Raw genomic sequence first — 16236 nt, forward strand, 5'->3', positions numbered from 1 at the left:
GCAGTGTTCCGGTTCACCCCCAGCTCACGCGCCACCACGGTCACGTTCCCCACGGCATCCAGCCGCGCAAGGAAACGCTCCCTCAACCCCGCAAGATCATCCCGTCCAACGGCCACGGTCCTCGCAACTCCCACAGATCGCGGGTGTTGCGAGGACCGTTAGAACCCAAGATCGTTCCGGCGGGGCCTCGTCGTCTGCCGTGCGGGGGCGGGGCTACTTGCCCGCCTCCTTCTCGTACGCCTTGATGACCTCGTCGGTCGGTCCGTCCATCAGCAACTCGCCCTTCTCCAGCCACAGCACCCGGTCACAGGTGTCCCGGATGGACTTGTTGTTGTGGCTGACGAGGAAGACCGTGCCCGCGTCCTTGCGCAGCTCGCGGATACGGGCCTCGGAGCGCTTCTGGAACTTCCGGTCACCGGTGGCCAGCGCCTCGTCGATCATCAGCACATCGTGGTCCTTGGCCGCGGCGATCGAGAAGCGCAGCCGGGCCGACATACCGGAGGAGTAGGTGCGCATCGGCAGGGTGATGAAGTCGCCCTTCTCGTTGATACCGGAGAAGTCGACGATGTCCTGGTAGCGCTCGCGGATCTGCTCCCGCGACATGCCCATGGCCAGTCCGCCGAGTATCACGTTCCGCTCGCCGGTCAGGTCGTTCATCAGCGCCGCGTTCACACCGAGCAGCGACGGCTGGCCGTCGGTGTAGACCTTGCCGCGCTCGGTGGGCAGCAGCCCCGCGACGGCCTTGAGCAGGGTGGACTTCCCGGAGCCGTTGGAGCCGATCAGGCCGATCGATTCACCGCGGTAGGCGACGAAGGTCACTCCGCGCACCGCGTGCACCTCACGCATCCCCGGGGCGTTCTTCCGGCCCAGCATCCGACTGAGGGCGGCGGTGGCGCTGCCCTTGCCGCGCGGGCCGCCGTTGACCCGGTAGACGATGTGCACATCGTCGGCGATGACGGTGGGAATGCGCGCCCCGGTGGAGTCCGTCGGAGTGACCTCGCTCACTTCGCCCACTTTGTCAGCCTTCTGAGATGTGTCGGCTTTGTTCGCCTTGCCGCCCTTGGCGGCCTCAGCGGCCTTGTCGAGAATCTGCTCAGCCACGGCCGTACTGCTCCTCTGCCTTCCAGAAGTACACGAAGCCACCGACGCCGAAGAGCGCCGCCCAGCCCAGGGCCAGAGCCCAGACATGCGGGGGCAGCGAGTTGTACTCGTCGATCAGCGCGTACCGCATCAGGTCCATGTACACGGCGGCCGGGTTCGCCAGCATGAGGTCGGACATCCAGCCGCTCGCCCCCGCGTGCTTCAGCGTAGCCTCCAGCGGATACATCACACCGGACGCGTACATCCAGGTACGCAGGATGAACGGCAGCAGCTGCGCCAGGTCCGGGGTCTTCGCGCCCAGCCTGGCCATGATCAGCGCAAGACCGGTGTTGAAGACGAACTGGAGCGCCAGCACGGGAATGATCAGCACCCAGGCCAGGGCCGGGAAATGCCCGAAGCCCAGCAGGATCACGACCAGCACGATCATCGAGAACAGCAGCTGCTGGAGCTGCTGGAGCGAGAAGGAGATGGGGAGCGAGGCCCGCGGGAAGTGCAGGGCCCGCACCAGCCCCAGGTTTCCGGAGATCGCGCGCACCCCGGCCATCGCGGAGTTCTGGGTGAAGGCGAAGACGAAGACACCCGTCACCAGGAACGGGATGTACACGTCCTTCTCCAAGCCCCGGTTGCTCTTGAGCAGCAGACCGAAGATGAAGTAGAACACCGCGGCGTTCAGCAGCGGGGTCGCCACCTGCCACAGCTGGCCCAGCTTGGCCTGGCTGTACTGGGCCGTGAGCTTGGCCTGCGAGAAGGCCAGGATGAAGTGGCGCCGGCCCCACATCTGCCGGATGTACTCGCCCAGCCCCGCCCGGGCACCGCTCACCGACAGCCCGTGCTTACGGGCCAGCTCGGCCGGGGACAGGCCGTCGTCGGGTGATGGTGCACTCACGGCGACCGCACTGTCGTGCGTAGTCTCGCTCACAGTTGACACTTTCGTCCTCAGGGTGCGCTGACAGGGGCCGCGCCCCGGGTCGCGCCCGATGCGTATCAGATACGAGCTTGTCAGATGACAGGAGGGCGGCCCAGTCGGGTCAGGCGCCATACCGTACGCCACTTCATGGGTCGACGTGGACCGCATGGTGTCTTCCAGCCTTCGCGGAACCCTCCCAACCAGGCACGGAGCGCGGTTCCAGACGGCCGCCGGGCCAGTGTGAGCAGCAGCCAGACCCCCAGATAGACCGGTACCAGCAAGGCAGGAAGGTTGCGCCGGGCCAGCCAGACCCGGTTGCGGGCCACCATCCGGTGGTAGACCGCGTGCCTGCTCGGGGCGGTGGTCGGATGGTGCAGCACCATGTCCGACCGGTAGTCGATCATCCAGCCGGCATCCAGGGCCCGCCAGGCGAGGTCGGTCTCCTCATGGGCGTAGAAGAAGTCGTCGGGCAATCCGCCCACCTGCTGGAACACCGCGGTGCGGACCGCATTGGCACCGCCCAGGAAGGTGGTGACCCGGGAGGACCGCATCGGGTCCGAGGCGCGCAGCCGGGGTACGTGGCGACGCTGGGTGACACCGGTGTCGGGGTCGGCGATCCGGAAGGAGATGATCCCGAGCTTCGGGTCCGCCGTGAACGCCTGACGGCACAGTTCGGCCGTGTCGACGCCGGGCAGCAGCCCGTCGTCGTCGAGGAAGAGCAGTACATCGACTTCTGATCCGCCCGGTCCGAACGCCTCGATACCGACATTGCGGCCCGCCGGAATGCCCACGTTCTCGGGCAGCTCGACGGTCCGTACCCCTTCGGGGAGCTCGGGCAGCGGCGAGCCGTTGCCCACGACGACCACCTCGATCGGATCGCCGTCCTGTTTGGCGACCGAGTCGAGCAGCGCACGCAGCTCCTCGGGGCGGTTGCCCATCGTCAGGACAACCGCTCCGACCGTCATCGTGGCGCGGCTCACTTGAGCCTGCTCGACGCGAGGATGGACACGAGATGAAGAAGGGTTTGCACGATGGCGATACCCGCCAGTACGGCAACACCCAGGCGAGTGAAGAACAGATCGCCGCGCACCTGGTCCGCGACCGCGGCCGCGAGGACGAGCAGCGACGCCTCGACCCCGAGGACCAGCCGGTGGAACTTCAGCGCCGCGGCCGCCTTGCGGGCCAGTGCCATACCGGACGAGCGCGGCTCGGAGGCCGCCTCCTTGACCGGCGGAAGACCGCCTTGGTGCCGGGCGACACCGACGAGGTCGGTCTCGGCCTTGATCAGGATGGCACCGAGCGCGGCGAGGGTGCCGAGGAAGGCCCACAGCCAGTCGATCCGCCCGGAGCCCCACAGGTCGGCGGCGCGCAGGCCGAAGCCGACGAGCACCGCGGCGTCGCACAGGTAGGCGCCGACGCGGTCCAGATACACGCCGCTCAGCGAGAACTGCTTCTTCCAGCGGGCTATCTCGCCGTCGACGCAGTCCAGCAGCAGATAGAGCTGGACCATCAGTACCCCGAGCACGGCGCCCACCACCCCGGGCACCAGCAGGGCCGGGGCGGCGAGGACGCCGAAGACGGTCATCAGATAGGTCAGCTGGTTGGGCGTGACCCGCGTGTTCACCAGGTACCGGTCGCAGCGCAGCGAGAGCTCGCGCATGTAGAGGCGCCCGGCCCAGTGCTCACCGCTCCGCCGGTCCTTCACTCCCTCGGGGTGAACGACCGGGCGGAGTTCAGCCACTGATGGCTTGACTGACTGCTTTGGCATAGTCGGCGTAAGCGTCCCTGATCGCGTCGGATGAGAGGTCGAGGTGCTCGAGGATGGTGTACCGCCCGGGGCGGGTCTTCGGAGCGAACTCCACCACCTGCACGAACTCGTCGACGGTGAAGCCGATCTCCTCGGGCAGCACCGGCAGCCCGTGCCGGTGCAGCACCTGGGCCATGAACGCCGACTCCTCGTGCGCGCCGCGCAGATACATCGCGAACGCCCCGCCGAGCCCGCACTGCTCGCCGTGGCTCGCCGCGCGCTTGGGGAAGAGGAGGTCGAAGGCGTGGTTGATCTCGTGGCAGGCACCGGAGGCCGGACGGGAGTCCCCCGCGACCGACATGGAGATACCGGTGAGCACCAGACCCTCGGCCAGCACCTGGAGGAAGCCGTCGTCGCCGACGCCGCCCGGGTGGCGCAGCACGGCCTCGCCCGCCTGGCGGGCCATCGCGGCCGCGAGGCCGTCGATCTGCTCGCCGGTCTCGCGGTTGGACAGCTCCCAGTCCGCGACCGCGGAGATGTTGGACAGGGCGTCGCCGATACCGGAGCGGACGAAGCGGACGGGCGCCTCACGGATCACATCGAGGTCGATGACCACGGCGATCGGGTTGGGCACCCCGTACGAGCCGCGGCCCGCGTCGTTGTCGAGGGTCGCGACCGGTGAGCACAGACCGTCGTGCGAGAGGTTCGTGGCGACGGCGACCAGCGGGAGGCCGATCCGCGCCGCGGCGAACTTCGCACAGTCGATGATCTTGCCGCCGCCGAGCCCCACGACCGCGTCGTAGTGGCCGGACTTCATGGCGTCGGCCAGCTTGATCGCGTCATCCAGGGTGCCGCCGCCGACCTCGTACCAGCTCGCGCCGGGCAGGGCCGGGGCCAGCCGCTCGCGCAGCACGGCGCCGGAGCCGCCGCTGATCGCGACGGCCAGCTTGCCGGAGGACGAGATCCGCTGGTCCGCGAGAACGCCCGCCAGGTCGTCCAGGGCGCCCCGGCGGATGTCGACGACAAGCGGCGAGGGGATGAGCCTCGTCAGTACTGGCACGCGATGTCACGGCCCTTCGCCAGATCGTCATGGTTGTCGATCTCGACCCACTTGACGTCGCCGATGGGTGCCACGTCGATCTTGAAGCCGCGGTTGACGAGCTCCTGGTAGCCGTCCTCGTAGTAGAGGTCGGGGTCGCGCTCGAAGGTGGTCTTCAGCGCGTCGGCCAGGTCGGCGGCGGCCTCGCCCTCGATCAGGGTGACGCCGATGTACTCACCGGTCGCCTCGGCCGGGTCCATCAGCTTGGTGATCTTCTGGACGCCCTTGGCGGGGTCCACGACGACCTTCATCTCCTCGTCGGCGAGCTGCTTCACCGTGTCCAGCGCGAGGATGATCTTCTGGCCGTTGCCGCGCGCGGCGAGCAGGGTCTTCTCGACCGAGACCGGGTGCACGGTGTCGCCGTTGGCGAGGATCACCGAGTGCCGGATGGCGTCACGGGCGCACCACAGGGAGTAGGCGTTGTTCCACTCCTCGGCCTTGTCGTTGTCGATCAGGGTGAGCTTGAGGCCGTAAGCGCGCTCCAGGGCCTCCTTGCGCTCGTACACGGCCTCCTTGCGGTAGCCGACGACGATCGCGACCTCGGTCAGACCGATCTCCGCGAAGTTGCCGAGGGTCAGGTCGAGGACGGTCGTCTCGCCCTCCTTGCCCTCGGGTCCTACTGGCACCAGGGCCTTGGGGAGGGTGTCGGTGTAGGGGCGCAGACGCCGTCCGGCGCCGGCCGCCAGCACGAGGCCGATCATGCGGGTTCTCCTGTTTCGTCGTGTACTGCGGGTGCTCCGGAGGACACCCAGAAGCTGATGCTCTCGATGAGCACCGCCAGCGCGAGTGCCGCCGCGAGTGCGGTCAGCGCGATGGTGAAACCGTGGTTCTGGTCGTGCAGCAGGGCGGCGGCGACCGTGACTGCCAGGATCCGCCCCTCGTGCCCGCCGATCGCCCGCACCAGCCAGTGCGGCGGCGCCCCGGTGCCGCCGCGGATGCGGTACACCGTGTCGTAGTGATGGTAGGCGACGGCGGCCACCAGCCCGAAAGCCGCCGGCAAGGCGCCGTTCACCTCCGAGCGGGCAGCCAGGACCAGGATGGTGCCGTATTCGGCGGCGCGGAAGACCGGCGGGACCAGCCAGTCCAGCGGGCCGGTGAGGGGCGCGGCGACGGCCAGGCCCGCGCAGAGCGCGTACCCGCCGGCCGCGGCCACCGGGAGCCAGCCGCCGGGAGCGGCGGCGGCGCAGGACACCAGCAGCACGGCCCCCAGGGCGGCGAGCAGCGGTGCCAGGAAGCCGCGCGGGCGGCGGGCCGCCGCCCTGGCGACCAGTTCGGCCACGGGTCCGCTGTCGGCGAGCTCCGCGAGGGCACGCGCCGCGCGCTCGGTGCGCTCGGCGCGGCGGGTGAGCGAGCGCAGCACCCGGCCCGCGGTGGTGTAGCAGGCGGCCAGCGCACAGCCGGCGATCAGGACCCAGAGGGTGATGCGGGGCGTGGTGAAGGCGGTGAGCACCGCGATCATCGCCCAGCGCTCACCGATCGGCAGCACGATCATCCGGCGCAGCCAGACCGTCCAGCCGACGCTGTCGAGGCGGTCGGAGAGAGCGGCGGTGGGGCTGGTGTTGCCGGTGGCGTCGTGGTTGGCCTCGTTGAACGAGAAGTCCACGACGTGGCGGCAGGTCTGGAGCACCATCGCGCCCAGCGCGAGCGCCCATACGTCGTCGTGGCCGCCGCGGGCGGCGCCGAGCGCGAGACCCGCGTAGTACGCGTACTCCTTGGCCCGGTCGAACGTCGCGTCCAGCCAGGCGCCGAGCGTGGAGTACTGGAGCGAGTAGCGGGCCAGCTGGCCGTCGGTGCAGTCGAGGACGAACGAGGCGATCAGCAGCACTCCGGCCGAGATGAACCCGGGCCGGGTGCCGGTGGCCGCGCAGGCCGCCGCGATGAGGGCGGTGAGCAGGGAGGCGGTGGTGACCTGATTGGGGGTCAGTCCGCGCCGGGCGCACCAGCGGGCGATGTAGCGGGAGTAGGGGCTGATGCAGAAGGTGGTGAAGAAGCCGTCCCGCGACTTCACCGCGGTGCGCAGCCGGACGCGCTCGTCGTCCACCGCGTCGACGGCGTCCTGGGTCCGGCCGCGCTCCAGGACGTCCCCCGGTACGGCGGCGACGAGCACGCCGAGCTCGGGACGGTGCGGGGTGACGCCTTCGGTGCCGAGGGCGGTGGCCAGGTCGTCGGGCAGCACCGTGCCGGTGGCCGTTGTCACAGCAGCGTCAGCTGTCACAGCAGCGTCATGGATACCGTGGGTGTCGTGGACCTCACCGTCGGCGGGGGCCGGGCCGGGGGCCGCGGGCTCCAGGGCCGGGACGGCGGCGGCTTCCGGGGCGGGAGTGGCGGCCGTCACCGCGCGGGTCAGGGCTGCGCGGGCCTCGGACTGGACGCCGAGCGCGCCGGGGACGGCGGCGGCGGGGAAGCGGGGGTCGGTCAGCGCCAGGCGCAGCGCGTGGACGTGGCCCATGAAGCGGGCGTCGACGAGGGCGACCCGCTCGCGCACCGGTACGGCGGCGAGCTCCGCCGCCACTCCGGCCGCGTCGGCCGCCCTGCGCACGTCGAAGCCCAGCGACCGCAGGTCGTCCTCGAGGGACGAGCCCGCGACCGGGTCACCGGTGAGAATCGCGGTCGACAGACGAACTCACTCCTTGGCAGCTGACACATGGCCGTGCCGTCTGGCACAGGCCGGGGGCCCTCTCCGGGCAACGGGCATCGCACGCCCCGGCCCCGGGCGGGGCGGGCGGCACGTCGGCAGAGGCTATCGGATCGAGGGAAGCGCCCGTTCACCGCACATTCATCGCCCGATCGGGGGAACGACCGCTTCCGCCCCGCCGTCGATCATCATGGTGGATGGCGGCTCTCCGCGACAAACGCCCGGCCCGGGGGAGGGTGGATAGGGTGCGGTCATGACGTGGCTGATCACAGGTGGTGCCGGATATATCGGGTCGCATGTCGTGCGGGCCATGGCCGAGGCGGGTGAGCCCGTGGCCGTGCTCGACGATCTGTCCAGCGGCGTCCGGGACCGACTGCCCGCCGAGGTGCCCCTGGTGCGCGGGTCCACGCTCGACCGTGAGCTGCTGGACCGCACCTTCTCCGAGCTGGGGGTGACCGGAGTGGTGCATCTCGCGGCGAAGAAGCAGGTCGGGGAGTCCGTGGAGCAGCCGCTGCGCTACTACCGGGAGAATGTGCACGGACTCACGGTGCTGCTGGAGGCGGTGGTCGCGGCCGGGATCCGCAACTTCCTCTTCTCGTCCTCCGCCGCGGTCTACGGCATGCCGGATGTGGAACGTGTCACCGAGGACCTCCCCTGTGTGCCGATGAACCCGTACGGGGAGACCAAACTGGCCGGAGAGTGGCTGGTCAGAGCGGTGGGCACGGCGCATTCGCTGTCCACGGGCTGTCTGCGCTACTTCAATGTGGCGGGTTCCGCCCGGCCGGAACTGGCGGACACCGGGGTGTTCAACATCATCCCGATGATGTTCGAGCGGATCACCCGTGGCGAGGCCCCGCGGATCTTCGGCGATGACTACGCCACCCCCGACGGCACCTGCATCCGTGACTACGTCCACGTCGAGGATCTGGCCTCGGCCCATCTGGCGGTTGCCCGGCGGCTGGCCGCCCAGCGGGAGCCGGGTGATCTGACGGTGAACATCGGCACCGGTCAGGGTGTCTCGGTGCGCGAGATGGCCGATCTGATCGGTGAGATCACCGGCCACCCGGAGCTCCGCCCGGTGGTGGAGCCGCGCCGGGCGGGCGATCCGGCCCAGGTCGTGGGATCCACCGAACTGATCGCCAAGGAGCTGGGCTGGAGCGCCCGGCACGGCGTCCGCTCGATGGTGGAGTCGGCGTGGGAAGGGTGGTGTCTGCACCACCCCGAGGCACGCGGCTGACCCGGCGGCGCGGCTGACCGAGGCCCGCCCGCGGCCGTAGTTCACTGGTGACAGGGGACCGCGGCGCGGGAGGAGGGCCGTCGACACATGGGCGCGGGTCACGACCACGGCCGCGGCCTCACCACCGCGGGCGCCGCCCACCGGTGGCGGCTGCGGATCGCGCTGGCCATCACCCTGGCGGTGATGGCCGTGGAGGTCGTCGGCGGTCTGCTCGCGAACTCGCTCGCGCTGCTGGCGGACGCCGGGCACATGGCGACGGACGCGCTCGGTCTTGCGATGGCGCTGCTGGCGATCCACTTCGCGGGGCGGCCGCCGAGCCCGCGCCGTACCTACGGCTATGCCCGCGCGGAGATCCTGGCCGCGCTCGGCAACTGTCTGCTGCTGTTCGGCGTCGGCGGCTACATCCTCTACGAGGCGGTGCTGCGGTTCCTGCACCCCGCGTCCACCGACGGCGGGCTGACGGTCGTCTTCGGCGCCGTCGGCCTGGCCGCGAACGCGGTGTCGCTGGGGCTGCTGCTCGGCGGGCGGCGGGAGAGCCTGAACGTCCGCGGCGCCTATCTGGAGGTGCTGGCGGACGCGCTGGGCTCGGTGGCGGTCCTGGTGTCGGCCGGGATCATCCTGGCCACCGGCTGGCGGACGGCCGATCCGATCGCCTCGCTGCTGATCGCGCTCATGATCGTGCCGCGCACCTTCAAACTGCTGCGGGACACGCTGAACGTCCTGCTGGAGGCGGCACCGCGGGACGTCGACATGGACGCGGTCCGCGCCCATATCCTCGCCCTCCCCGGTGTCGAGGGGCTGCACGATCTGCACGTGTGGACCATCACCTCGGGGATGCCGGTGCTCTCCGCCCATGTGGTGGTGGACCGCAGGGCGCTCGGTGCGGTGGGTCACGAGAACATGCTGCACGCCCTCCAGGGCTGTCTGGGGCAGCATTTCGACGTCGGGCACTGCACGTTCCAGCTGGAACCGGGCGGGCATGCTGACCACGAAGCCAAGCTGTGCCATTGACACGGAGTTGGGGCACCTATGCGGCAGACTTGGACGCTCACGAGTCGGAACTACGAGGATGGTCATGCCGATCACACCGCCCAACGGCCGCTCCGCCGAGACCACAGCGCCCCCCGCGCCGAGCGGCTCCACCGAGCCGATCATGCTCGAGCTGGTCGGCGAGGACGGCACGACGATCGGCACCGCGGAGAAGCTCTCCGCGCACCTGCCCCCGGGCCGGCTGCACCGGGCGTTCTCGGTCTTCCTCTTCGACGAGGCCGGGCGGCTGCTGCTCCAGCGGCGGGCGCTGGGCAAGTACCACTCCCCCGGTGTCTGGTCCAACACCTGCTGCGGCCACCCCTACCCCGGTGAGCCGCCGTTCGTGGCGGCGGCCCGGCGCACCGGTGAGGAGCTCGGCATCGCGCCCGCGCTGCTGCGCGAGGCGGGCACGGTCCGCTACAACCACCCGGATCCGGCCTCCGGCCTGGTCGAGCAGGAGTACAACCACCTCTTCGCGGGACTGGTCCGGGCGGTTCCCCGTCCGGACCCGCTGGAGATCGGCGAGACCGCCTTCGTCACCCCGGATCAGCTGGCGCGGCTGCGCGCGGACCATCCGTTCTCGGCCTGGTTCCCGACCGTGCTGGACGCGGCCCGGCCGGTGATCCGCGAGCTCACCGGGGCGGCCGCGGGCTGGTAGCGGTCCCGAGGGTGACCAGCGGCAGGGCGGCCCAGACCGCCTTGCCGCCGTTTGCGGTGTGGTCCACGTCGTAGCTCCCGCCCGCTTCCTCGGCGATCGCCTGGACCAGCAGCAGCCCGCGCCCGCCGGTGCCGCCCTGGTCCGCCGCCAGCGCCACCGGGCGGTACGGATGGTTGTCCTCGACGGCGACGCGGACCCAGTCCTGCCCGATGGACACCTCGACGGCGATCTCCGGGGAGAGCAGCGCGGCGTGCCGGACCGCGTTGGTGACCAGCTCGGAGACGATCAGCAGCAGATTGGGCACCAGTTCGCCGTGGACGGGCACCCGCTGACGGGCCAGCAGATCGCGCACCGCGTGCCGGGCCTGCGGTACGGAGGAGTCGAGAGCCGGGGCCGTGAACCGCCACACCCCGTCGTAGACGGGGGGTCTGTGAGGTGGCGCGTGTCCCTGTTCCGAGGGGACTCTTCCGACGATCTCCATGTCCGATACCCACCCATCGCCGCGGCCCGACCACCACTCCCGTCGAGTGTTGGGAATCCGTTGGTACGGACCGGCGAACTGATCAGAAGTTAACGCCTATCGACCGGTTTTGATCGTTGGCGTATGCCAGCGTCACGCGAAGGACCGTTCCCGCCCGGCCAGGGGGCGACCCTGGTGAACATCCCTCAACCGGGCCCGGGGCCGGGCAGGCGGCACCGCTACGCCCCCTGAGCCGACGGGGCCCGCGGCCGGCCCGGATACGATCCGCCGCATGGAGCCCTGTCTGCACCACCACATCGCCGATGGCATAGCGACCGTCGTCATCAGCAACCCCGCCAAGCGCAATGCGATGACCCCCGGCATGTGGCACGCCCTGCCCCCGCTGCTGACCCGGCTCGCCGCCGACCCGGCCGTACGGGCGCTGGTGCTCACCGGCGACGGGGACACCTTCTGCGCGGGCGCGGACATCGGTGCGCTCAGCACGACCTTCGAGGAGACCACCGGGGCCGCGCTGCCCGCCGAGGAGGCCCTCGCCGCCTTCCCCAAGCCCACCCTCGCCGCCGTGCGCGGCTACTGCGTGGGCGGCGGCTGCCAGCTGGCGGCCGCCTGCGATCTGCGGTTCGCGGAGGAGGGCACGCTGTTCGGGATCACCCCGGCCAAGCTGGGGATCGTGTACTCCCCCGGCTCCACCCGACGGCTGGTGGAGCTGATCGGACCGGCGACGGCGAAGTACCTGCTGTTCTCGGGCGAGCTGATCGACACCGAGCGGGCGCTGCGCACCGGACTGGTGGACGAGGTCCTTCCGGTGGGCGGGCTGGACAAGCGGGTGACCGAGTTCGCCCAGGTACTGATCTCGCGGTCACAGCTCACCCAGGCGGCGGCGAAGGAGTTCGCGGCCGGTCCGGCGGATCCGGAGCGGGTGGCGTACTGGCGGGAGCAGTCGTTGACGAGCGGTGAGGCCGAGGAGGGCGTGGCCGCCTTCCTCGCCCGCCGCGCCCCCCGTTTCCGCTGGTCGCCCCCAGCGGGATGAGGGCACCGGGGCCGGGCCTCGCACAGAAGCGAAACCCGGCCTTCCTGCTCCTCCTACCTGCGGGTAACGTGCGGCGCATGACCTCACTCCCCGAGCGTGCCGTACGCCGCTGCCACACCGTCGTGAACCCGCTCCACTCGGCCGTCTACTTCGCCCCGGACTTCGGCCACGAGCTCGCCCGACTGGGCATGGAGGAGCGCGGGGCCGTCTACTTCGTGGGCCGCGCGGCAGCGTTCGGCCGGGTCGGCGCGGGGACCGTCAGCGCCACCTTCTACAACTTCAAGCACGAGCTCATCGCCCGCCACCTCCCCAAGGTGTGGGACGTGATCTCCCCGGAGGCCGCCCTGGAGGCCCGGCTGCGCGCGGCCGACTCGGTGCTGCGGCGGGTGCTGGGCGACGATGCCGTCGCCTCCAAGGAGATGACGGAGGCGGCGGAGCTGGCCCTGCGCGCCACGAAGGCGTGTTCGCGCGCCGCCCGCCCGCTGTACTCCGCCCACGCCGATCTGCCCACCCCGGACGCCCCGCACCTGGCGTTCTGGCACGCCGCCACGCTGCTGCGCGAGCACCGCGGCGACGGCCATCTGATGACGCTGGTCGGCGCCGGGCTGGACGGGGTGGAGGCGCTGGCCAGCCACGCGGCGACCGGCAAGGGCATGTCCCCCAAGTGGGTCCTGCGGACCCGCGGCTGGACCGAGGAGGAGTGGACGGCGGCCCAGGACCGGTTGCGCGACCGCGGTCTGCTGACCGCCGACAACGAACTGACGGACGCGGGCACACAGCTGCGCGCCGCGCTGGAGGACGAGACGGACCGCCTGGACGCGGCGCCGTACGAGCACCTGGGCGCGGCGGGCGTGGCCCGGCTGACCGAACTGGCCGGGGCCTTCACCACGACCGCCGTGGAGCGCGGCGCCTTCCCGGCCGACCTCCTCGGCAAGCGCTGACCCACCGCGACGGCGGACGCCCCGGCCCCCCGACGACCACTGGAACTCAAGCTCCGGTCATGGGGGCCGGGGTTTGCCGTGCGCGGGTCGGGATACCCGATGGTCGAGCGCGATCGGCCGCCCGAAGCCGGGTGCTCAACCGCGCGCCGCGCACGCCGGCGAGTGCCCGTGCACCGCGTGCGTACGGCGCCCGGCGGCGGTTGCCGATCCGACGCCCGCAACTGATGGGAGAAACCTGTGCTCCGCGCCATCGCTGACGTGTTCCGCGCCATCGGCTCCACCCTGGCCGCCGTGGTGACGCTTCCCTTCCGGGCCGTGGCCCGCCTCTTCGGCGGTGCCTCGGACACCGCGCGCGGCGGACGCCACCACCACGTCTGACGTCCCGACGTCCGCCCCCGTCCCCGCTCGGCTCTTGGGCTCGTGTGCTCTTGGGCTCCCCTCACGATCCCCCTCGCCCCGCCGTAATCCCTCGGCCGCGACCGCTTCGTCGGTGCCACCTGCCACAATGCAGAGGCAGTGCAGACCGAAAGCGGAGCGTGATCGTGACGACGTCCATCGAAGGCAGGATCGCCGAAGAACTCGGCGTACGGGAACGGCAGGTCAAAGCCGCCGTCGAGCTGCTCGACGGCGGCTCTACCGTGCCGTTCATCGCGCGCTACCGCAAGGAAGCGACGGAGATGCTCGACGATGCGCAGCTGCGCTCCCTCGAGGAGCGGCTGCGCTATCTGCGGGAGCTGGAGGAGCGGCGCACCGCGATCCTCGAATCGGTGCGGTCCCAGGGCAAGCTGGACGAGGCCCTGGAGGCGCAGATCCTCGCCGCCGACTCCAAGGCGCGGCTGGAGGACATCTACCTCCCGTTCAAGCCCAAGCGCCGCACCAAGGCGCAGATCGCCCGCGAAGCGGGTCTCGAGCCGCTGGCCGACGGGCTGCTGGGCGATCCGTCCGTGGAGCCCACCGCCGCCGCGGCCGCCTTCGTGGACGCCGAGAAGGGCGTCGCGGACCCGGCCGCCGCGCTGGAAGGCGCGCGGGCCATCCTCACCGAGCGGTTCGGGGAGGACGCGGACCTCATCGGTGAGCTGCGCGAGCGGATGTGGGAGCGCGGCCGGGTCGCCACCAAGGTGCGGGCCGGCAAGGAGGAGGCGGGCGCCAAGTTCGCCGACTACTTCGACTTCGCCGAGCCGTTCACCGAGTTGCCCTCGCACCGGGTGCTGGCGATGTTCCGCGGTGAGAAGGAGGAGGTCCTCGACCTCACCCTGGAGCCGGAGGAGCCCTCGGCCGCCGAGCGGCCCGGCCCCTCCTCGTACGAGGGGTCCATCGCCCAGCGCTTCGGCATCGCGGACCGCGGCCGTCCGGCCGACCCGTGGCTGCTCGAGACGGTCCGCTGGGCCTGGCGCACCCGGGTGCTGGTCCACCTCGGCATCGATCTGCGGCTGCGGCTGCGGCAGGCCGCCGAGGACGAGGCGGTGCGCGTCTTCGCGGCCAATCTGCGCGATCTGCTGCTCGCCGCCCCGGCGGGCACCCGCGCCACGATGGGTCTGGACCCCGGCTTCCGCACCGGTGTGAAGGTGGCCGTCGTGGACGCCACCGGCAAGGTGGCCGCCACCGACACCATCTACCCGCACGTCCCCCGCAACCAGTGGGACGAGTCCCTGGCCAAGCTGGCCCGGCTGGCGCGTGAGCACAGTGTCGAGCTGGTCGCGATCGGCAATGGCACCGCCTCCCGCGAGACCGACAAGCTGGCGGGCGAGCTGTGCGCCAAGCACCCCGAGCTGAAGCTCACCAAGGTGATGGTCTCGGAGGCGGGCGCCTCCGTGTACTCGGCCTCGGCCTTCGCCTCCCAGGAGCTGCCGGACCTCGATGTCTCGCTGCGTGGCGCGGTGTCCATCGCCCGTCGCCTCCAGGACCCGCTGGCCGAGCTGGTGAAGATCGACCCCAAGTCGATCGGTGTCGGCCAGTACCAGCACGACCTGTCCGAGGTGAAGCTCTCGCGCTCGCTCGACGCGGTGGTCGAGGACTGTGTGAACGGCGTCGGGGTGGACGTCAACACGGCCTCCGCCCCGCTGCTCAGCCGGGTCTCCGGGATCGGCGCCGGGCTCGCCGAGAACATCGTCGCCCACCGCGACGCCAACGGCCCGTTCCGCAGCCGCACCGCCCTCAAGGACGTGGCCCGGCTCGGCCCCAAGGCGTACGAGCAGTGCGCGGGCTTCCTGCGGATCCGCGGCGGCGACGACCCGCTGGACGCGTCGAGCGTGCACCCCGAGGCGTATCCGGTGGTGCGTCGGATGGTCACCTCGGCGGGCAGCGAGGTGACCTCGCTGATCGGCAACACGGCGGTGCTGCGCAGCTTCCGCCCGGACGACTTCGTGGACGACGCCTTCGGTCTGCCGACGGTCACGGACATCCTCAAGGAGCTGGAGAAGCCGGGCCGCGACCCGCGACCAGCCTTCAAGACCGCCACGTTCAAGGAGGGCGTCGAGAAGATCGGCGACCTCGCGTCCGGGATGGTCCTGGAGGGCGTGGTGACGAACGTGGCGGCGTTCGGCGCGTTCGTGGACGTGGGCGTCCACCAGGACGGCCTGGTGCATGTGTCCGCGATGTCCAAGACCTTCGTCAAGGACCCGCGGGACGTGGTGAAGCCGGGTGACATCGTGCGGGTGAAGGTCCTGGACGTGGACATCCCGCGCAAGCGGATCTCGCTGACGCTCCGGCTGGACGACGAGGCGGGCGGCGCGTCCGGTGGCGGCGGTGGCCGTGACCGTGACCGCGGCCGCTCGGACAGCGGCCGCGGGTCGCGCGGCGGCGGCAACCGCCGGAGCGCCCCGCAGCAGCGCCAGGGCGGCCGTGGCGGCGGCCGCGACGCGGCCCCGGCGAACGGCGCGATGGCCGACGCCCTGCGGCGGGCGGGCCTGCTGGACCCGAAGCGGCGCTAGGCGCCGGACCGGGCGTGCTGCCCGGGTCGACGAAGCGGAACGTGGCCCGGCGAGCGCTGCTCGCCGGGCCACGGCCGTCTGGGCTGCGGGCCGTTGGGGCGGCCCGCGTTCCGGCGGGCCGAAGCCGCTCAGCGCCGGACGGCCGGTGTCGTCGTGGGTCTGGTGCGCATGCCCGCGGTGGGCCGATGGCCGGACCGGGGCACACGCAGCCCGGTCGTGGCGGCGTCGATGCTGGTGCGGGTGCTGGGCGTGGCGCTGCTGCCGGCCACCCCGGCCGGGCACGTCTGGCTGTTCGCGGCGGCGGTGCTCTTCCTCGGCATCGGCAACCAGGGGTGGCCGGCCCCCGCGGCTCTCGTGGCCACGGTCGCCCACGGCCGGGAGCGCGAGGCCGCTCTCGCGGCGGGCCGTGCCCTGCGCAACGCGCTCTCCACTAGCTTCGGC

The 16236-nt window shown here is 71.4% G+C and carries 15 protein-coding genes and 1 pseudogene; 8 read left to right on the plus strand and 8 right to left on the minus strand.

What is annotated here, in order from left to right:
* Nucleotides 1-213 precede the first annotated feature (213 nt).
* From HUT19_RS08365 to HUT19_RS08395, 7 genes are all read right to left on the minus strand, one after another.
* On the minus strand, nucleotides 214-1005 hold the full coding sequence (locus HUT19_RS08365) for an ABC transporter ATP-binding protein (RefSeq protein WP_176186646.1): 792 nt from the start codon (nucleotides 1003-1005) through the stop codon (nucleotides 214-216).
* An 88-nt stretch (nucleotides 1006-1093) separates the two neighbouring features.
* Entirely contained in the window at nucleotides 1094-2020 is a 927-nt protein-coding gene (locus tag HUT19_RS08370; protein ID WP_176179844.1) for an ABC transporter permease, read from the minus strand.
* Nucleotides 2021-2100: 80 nt separating this feature from the next.
* The gene (locus HUT19_RS08375; RefSeq protein ID WP_176179845.1) at nucleotides 2101-2973 is read right to left on the minus strand and encodes a glycosyltransferase family 2 protein; all 873 of its coding nucleotides are present in this window, start codon (nucleotides 2971-2973) and stop codon (nucleotides 2101-2103) included.
* A gap of 11 nt (nucleotides 2974-2984) precedes the next feature.
* The gene (locus tag HUT19_RS08380) at nucleotides 2985-3776 is read right to left on the minus strand and encodes a CDP-alcohol phosphatidyltransferase family protein (protein ID WP_176179846.1); all 792 of its coding nucleotides are present in this window, start codon (nucleotides 3774-3776) and stop codon (nucleotides 2985-2987) included.
* The gene (locus HUT19_RS08385) at nucleotides 3742-4815 is read right to left on the minus strand and encodes an iron-containing alcohol dehydrogenase family protein (protein WP_176179847.1); all 1074 of its coding nucleotides are present in this window, start codon (nucleotides 4813-4815) and stop codon (nucleotides 3742-3744) included. The genes HUT19_RS08380 and HUT19_RS08385 overlap by 35 nt, the downstream gene beginning before the upstream one ends.
* A complete protein-coding gene (locus HUT19_RS08390) occupies nucleotides 4803-5555 on the minus strand; it encodes a sugar phosphate nucleotidyltransferase (RefSeq protein ID WP_176179848.1) in 753 nt (250 codons plus the stop codon). The genes HUT19_RS08385 and HUT19_RS08390 overlap by 13 nt, the downstream gene beginning before the upstream one ends.
* Complete coding sequence (locus tag HUT19_RS08395; RefSeq protein WP_176186648.1) at nucleotides 5552-7471, minus strand: DUF5941 domain-containing protein; 1920 nt, start codon at nucleotides 7469-7471, stop codon at nucleotides 5552-5554. The genes HUT19_RS08390 and HUT19_RS08395 overlap by 4 nt, the downstream gene beginning before the upstream one ends.
* Before the next feature lie 271 nt (nucleotides 7472-7742).
* On the opposite strand from HUT19_RS08395, the gene galE reads away from it, so the two are divergent.
* The 3 genes from galE to idi all read left to right on the plus strand — a co-directional run bounded on the left by galE (nucleotide 7743) and on the right by idi (nucleotide 10413).
* Nucleotides 7743-8726 carry a UDP-glucose 4-epimerase GalE gene (galE, locus tag HUT19_RS08400; protein WP_176179849.1) on the plus strand — a complete coding sequence of 328 codons (984 nt, stop codon included), beginning with the start codon at nucleotides 7743-7745 and terminating at the stop codon, nucleotides 8724-8726.
* A gap of 87 nt (nucleotides 8727-8813) precedes the next feature.
* A complete protein-coding gene (locus tag HUT19_RS08405; protein ID WP_176179850.1) occupies nucleotides 8814-9737 on the plus strand; it encodes a cation diffusion facilitator family transporter in 924 nt (307 codons plus the stop codon).
* A 64-nt stretch (nucleotides 9738-9801) separates the two neighbouring features.
* Nucleotides 9802-10413, plus strand: coding sequence for an isopentenyl-diphosphate Delta-isomerase (gene idi / locus HUT19_RS08410; protein ID WP_176179851.1), 612 nt, complete (start codon nucleotides 9802-9804; stop codon nucleotides 10411-10413).
* Here the strand turns inward: idi and HUT19_RS08415 are convergent.
* On the minus strand, nucleotides 10388-10894 hold the full coding sequence (locus tag HUT19_RS08415; protein ID WP_176179852.1) for an ATP-binding protein: 507 nt from the start codon (nucleotides 10892-10894) through the stop codon (nucleotides 10388-10390). The genes idi and HUT19_RS08415 overlap by 26 nt on opposite strands.
* Before the next feature lie 271 nt (nucleotides 10895-11165).
* Between HUT19_RS08415 and HUT19_RS08420 the strand changes: the two genes are divergently transcribed.
* The 5 genes and pseudogenes from HUT19_RS08420 to HUT19_RS08440 all read left to right on the plus strand — a co-directional run.
* The gene (locus HUT19_RS08420; RefSeq protein ID WP_176179853.1) at nucleotides 11166-11924 is read left to right on the plus strand and encodes an enoyl-CoA hydratase/isomerase family protein; all 759 of its coding nucleotides are present in this window, start codon (nucleotides 11166-11168) and stop codon (nucleotides 11922-11924) included.
* A gap of 77 nt (nucleotides 11925-12001) precedes the next feature.
* Entirely contained in the window at nucleotides 12002-12865 is an 864-nt protein-coding gene (locus tag HUT19_RS08425) for a hypothetical protein (RefSeq protein WP_176179854.1), read from the plus strand.
* A gap of 237 nt (nucleotides 12866-13102) precedes the next feature.
* Entirely contained in the window at nucleotides 13103-13243 is a 141-nt protein-coding gene (locus HUT19_RS08430; RefSeq protein ID WP_176179855.1) for an LPFR motif small protein, read from the plus strand.
* Nucleotides 13244-13407: 164 nt separating this feature from the next.
* On the plus strand, nucleotides 13408-15795 hold the full coding sequence (locus HUT19_RS08435; RefSeq protein WP_176179856.1) for a Tex family protein: 2388 nt from the start codon (nucleotides 13408-13410) through the stop codon (nucleotides 15793-15795).
* A 138-nt stretch (nucleotides 15796-15933) separates the two neighbouring features.
* Nucleotides 15934-16218 (plus strand): annotated as a pseudogene (locus HUT19_RS08440) (MFS transporter); the annotation flags it as partial.
* Between the last annotated feature and the right edge of the window lie 18 nt (nucleotides 16219-16236).

It is taken from the genome of Streptomyces sp. NA02950, assembly GCF_013364155.1.
Classification (GTDB): domain Bacteria; phylum Actinomycetota; class Actinomycetes; order Streptomycetales; family Streptomycetaceae; genus Streptomyces.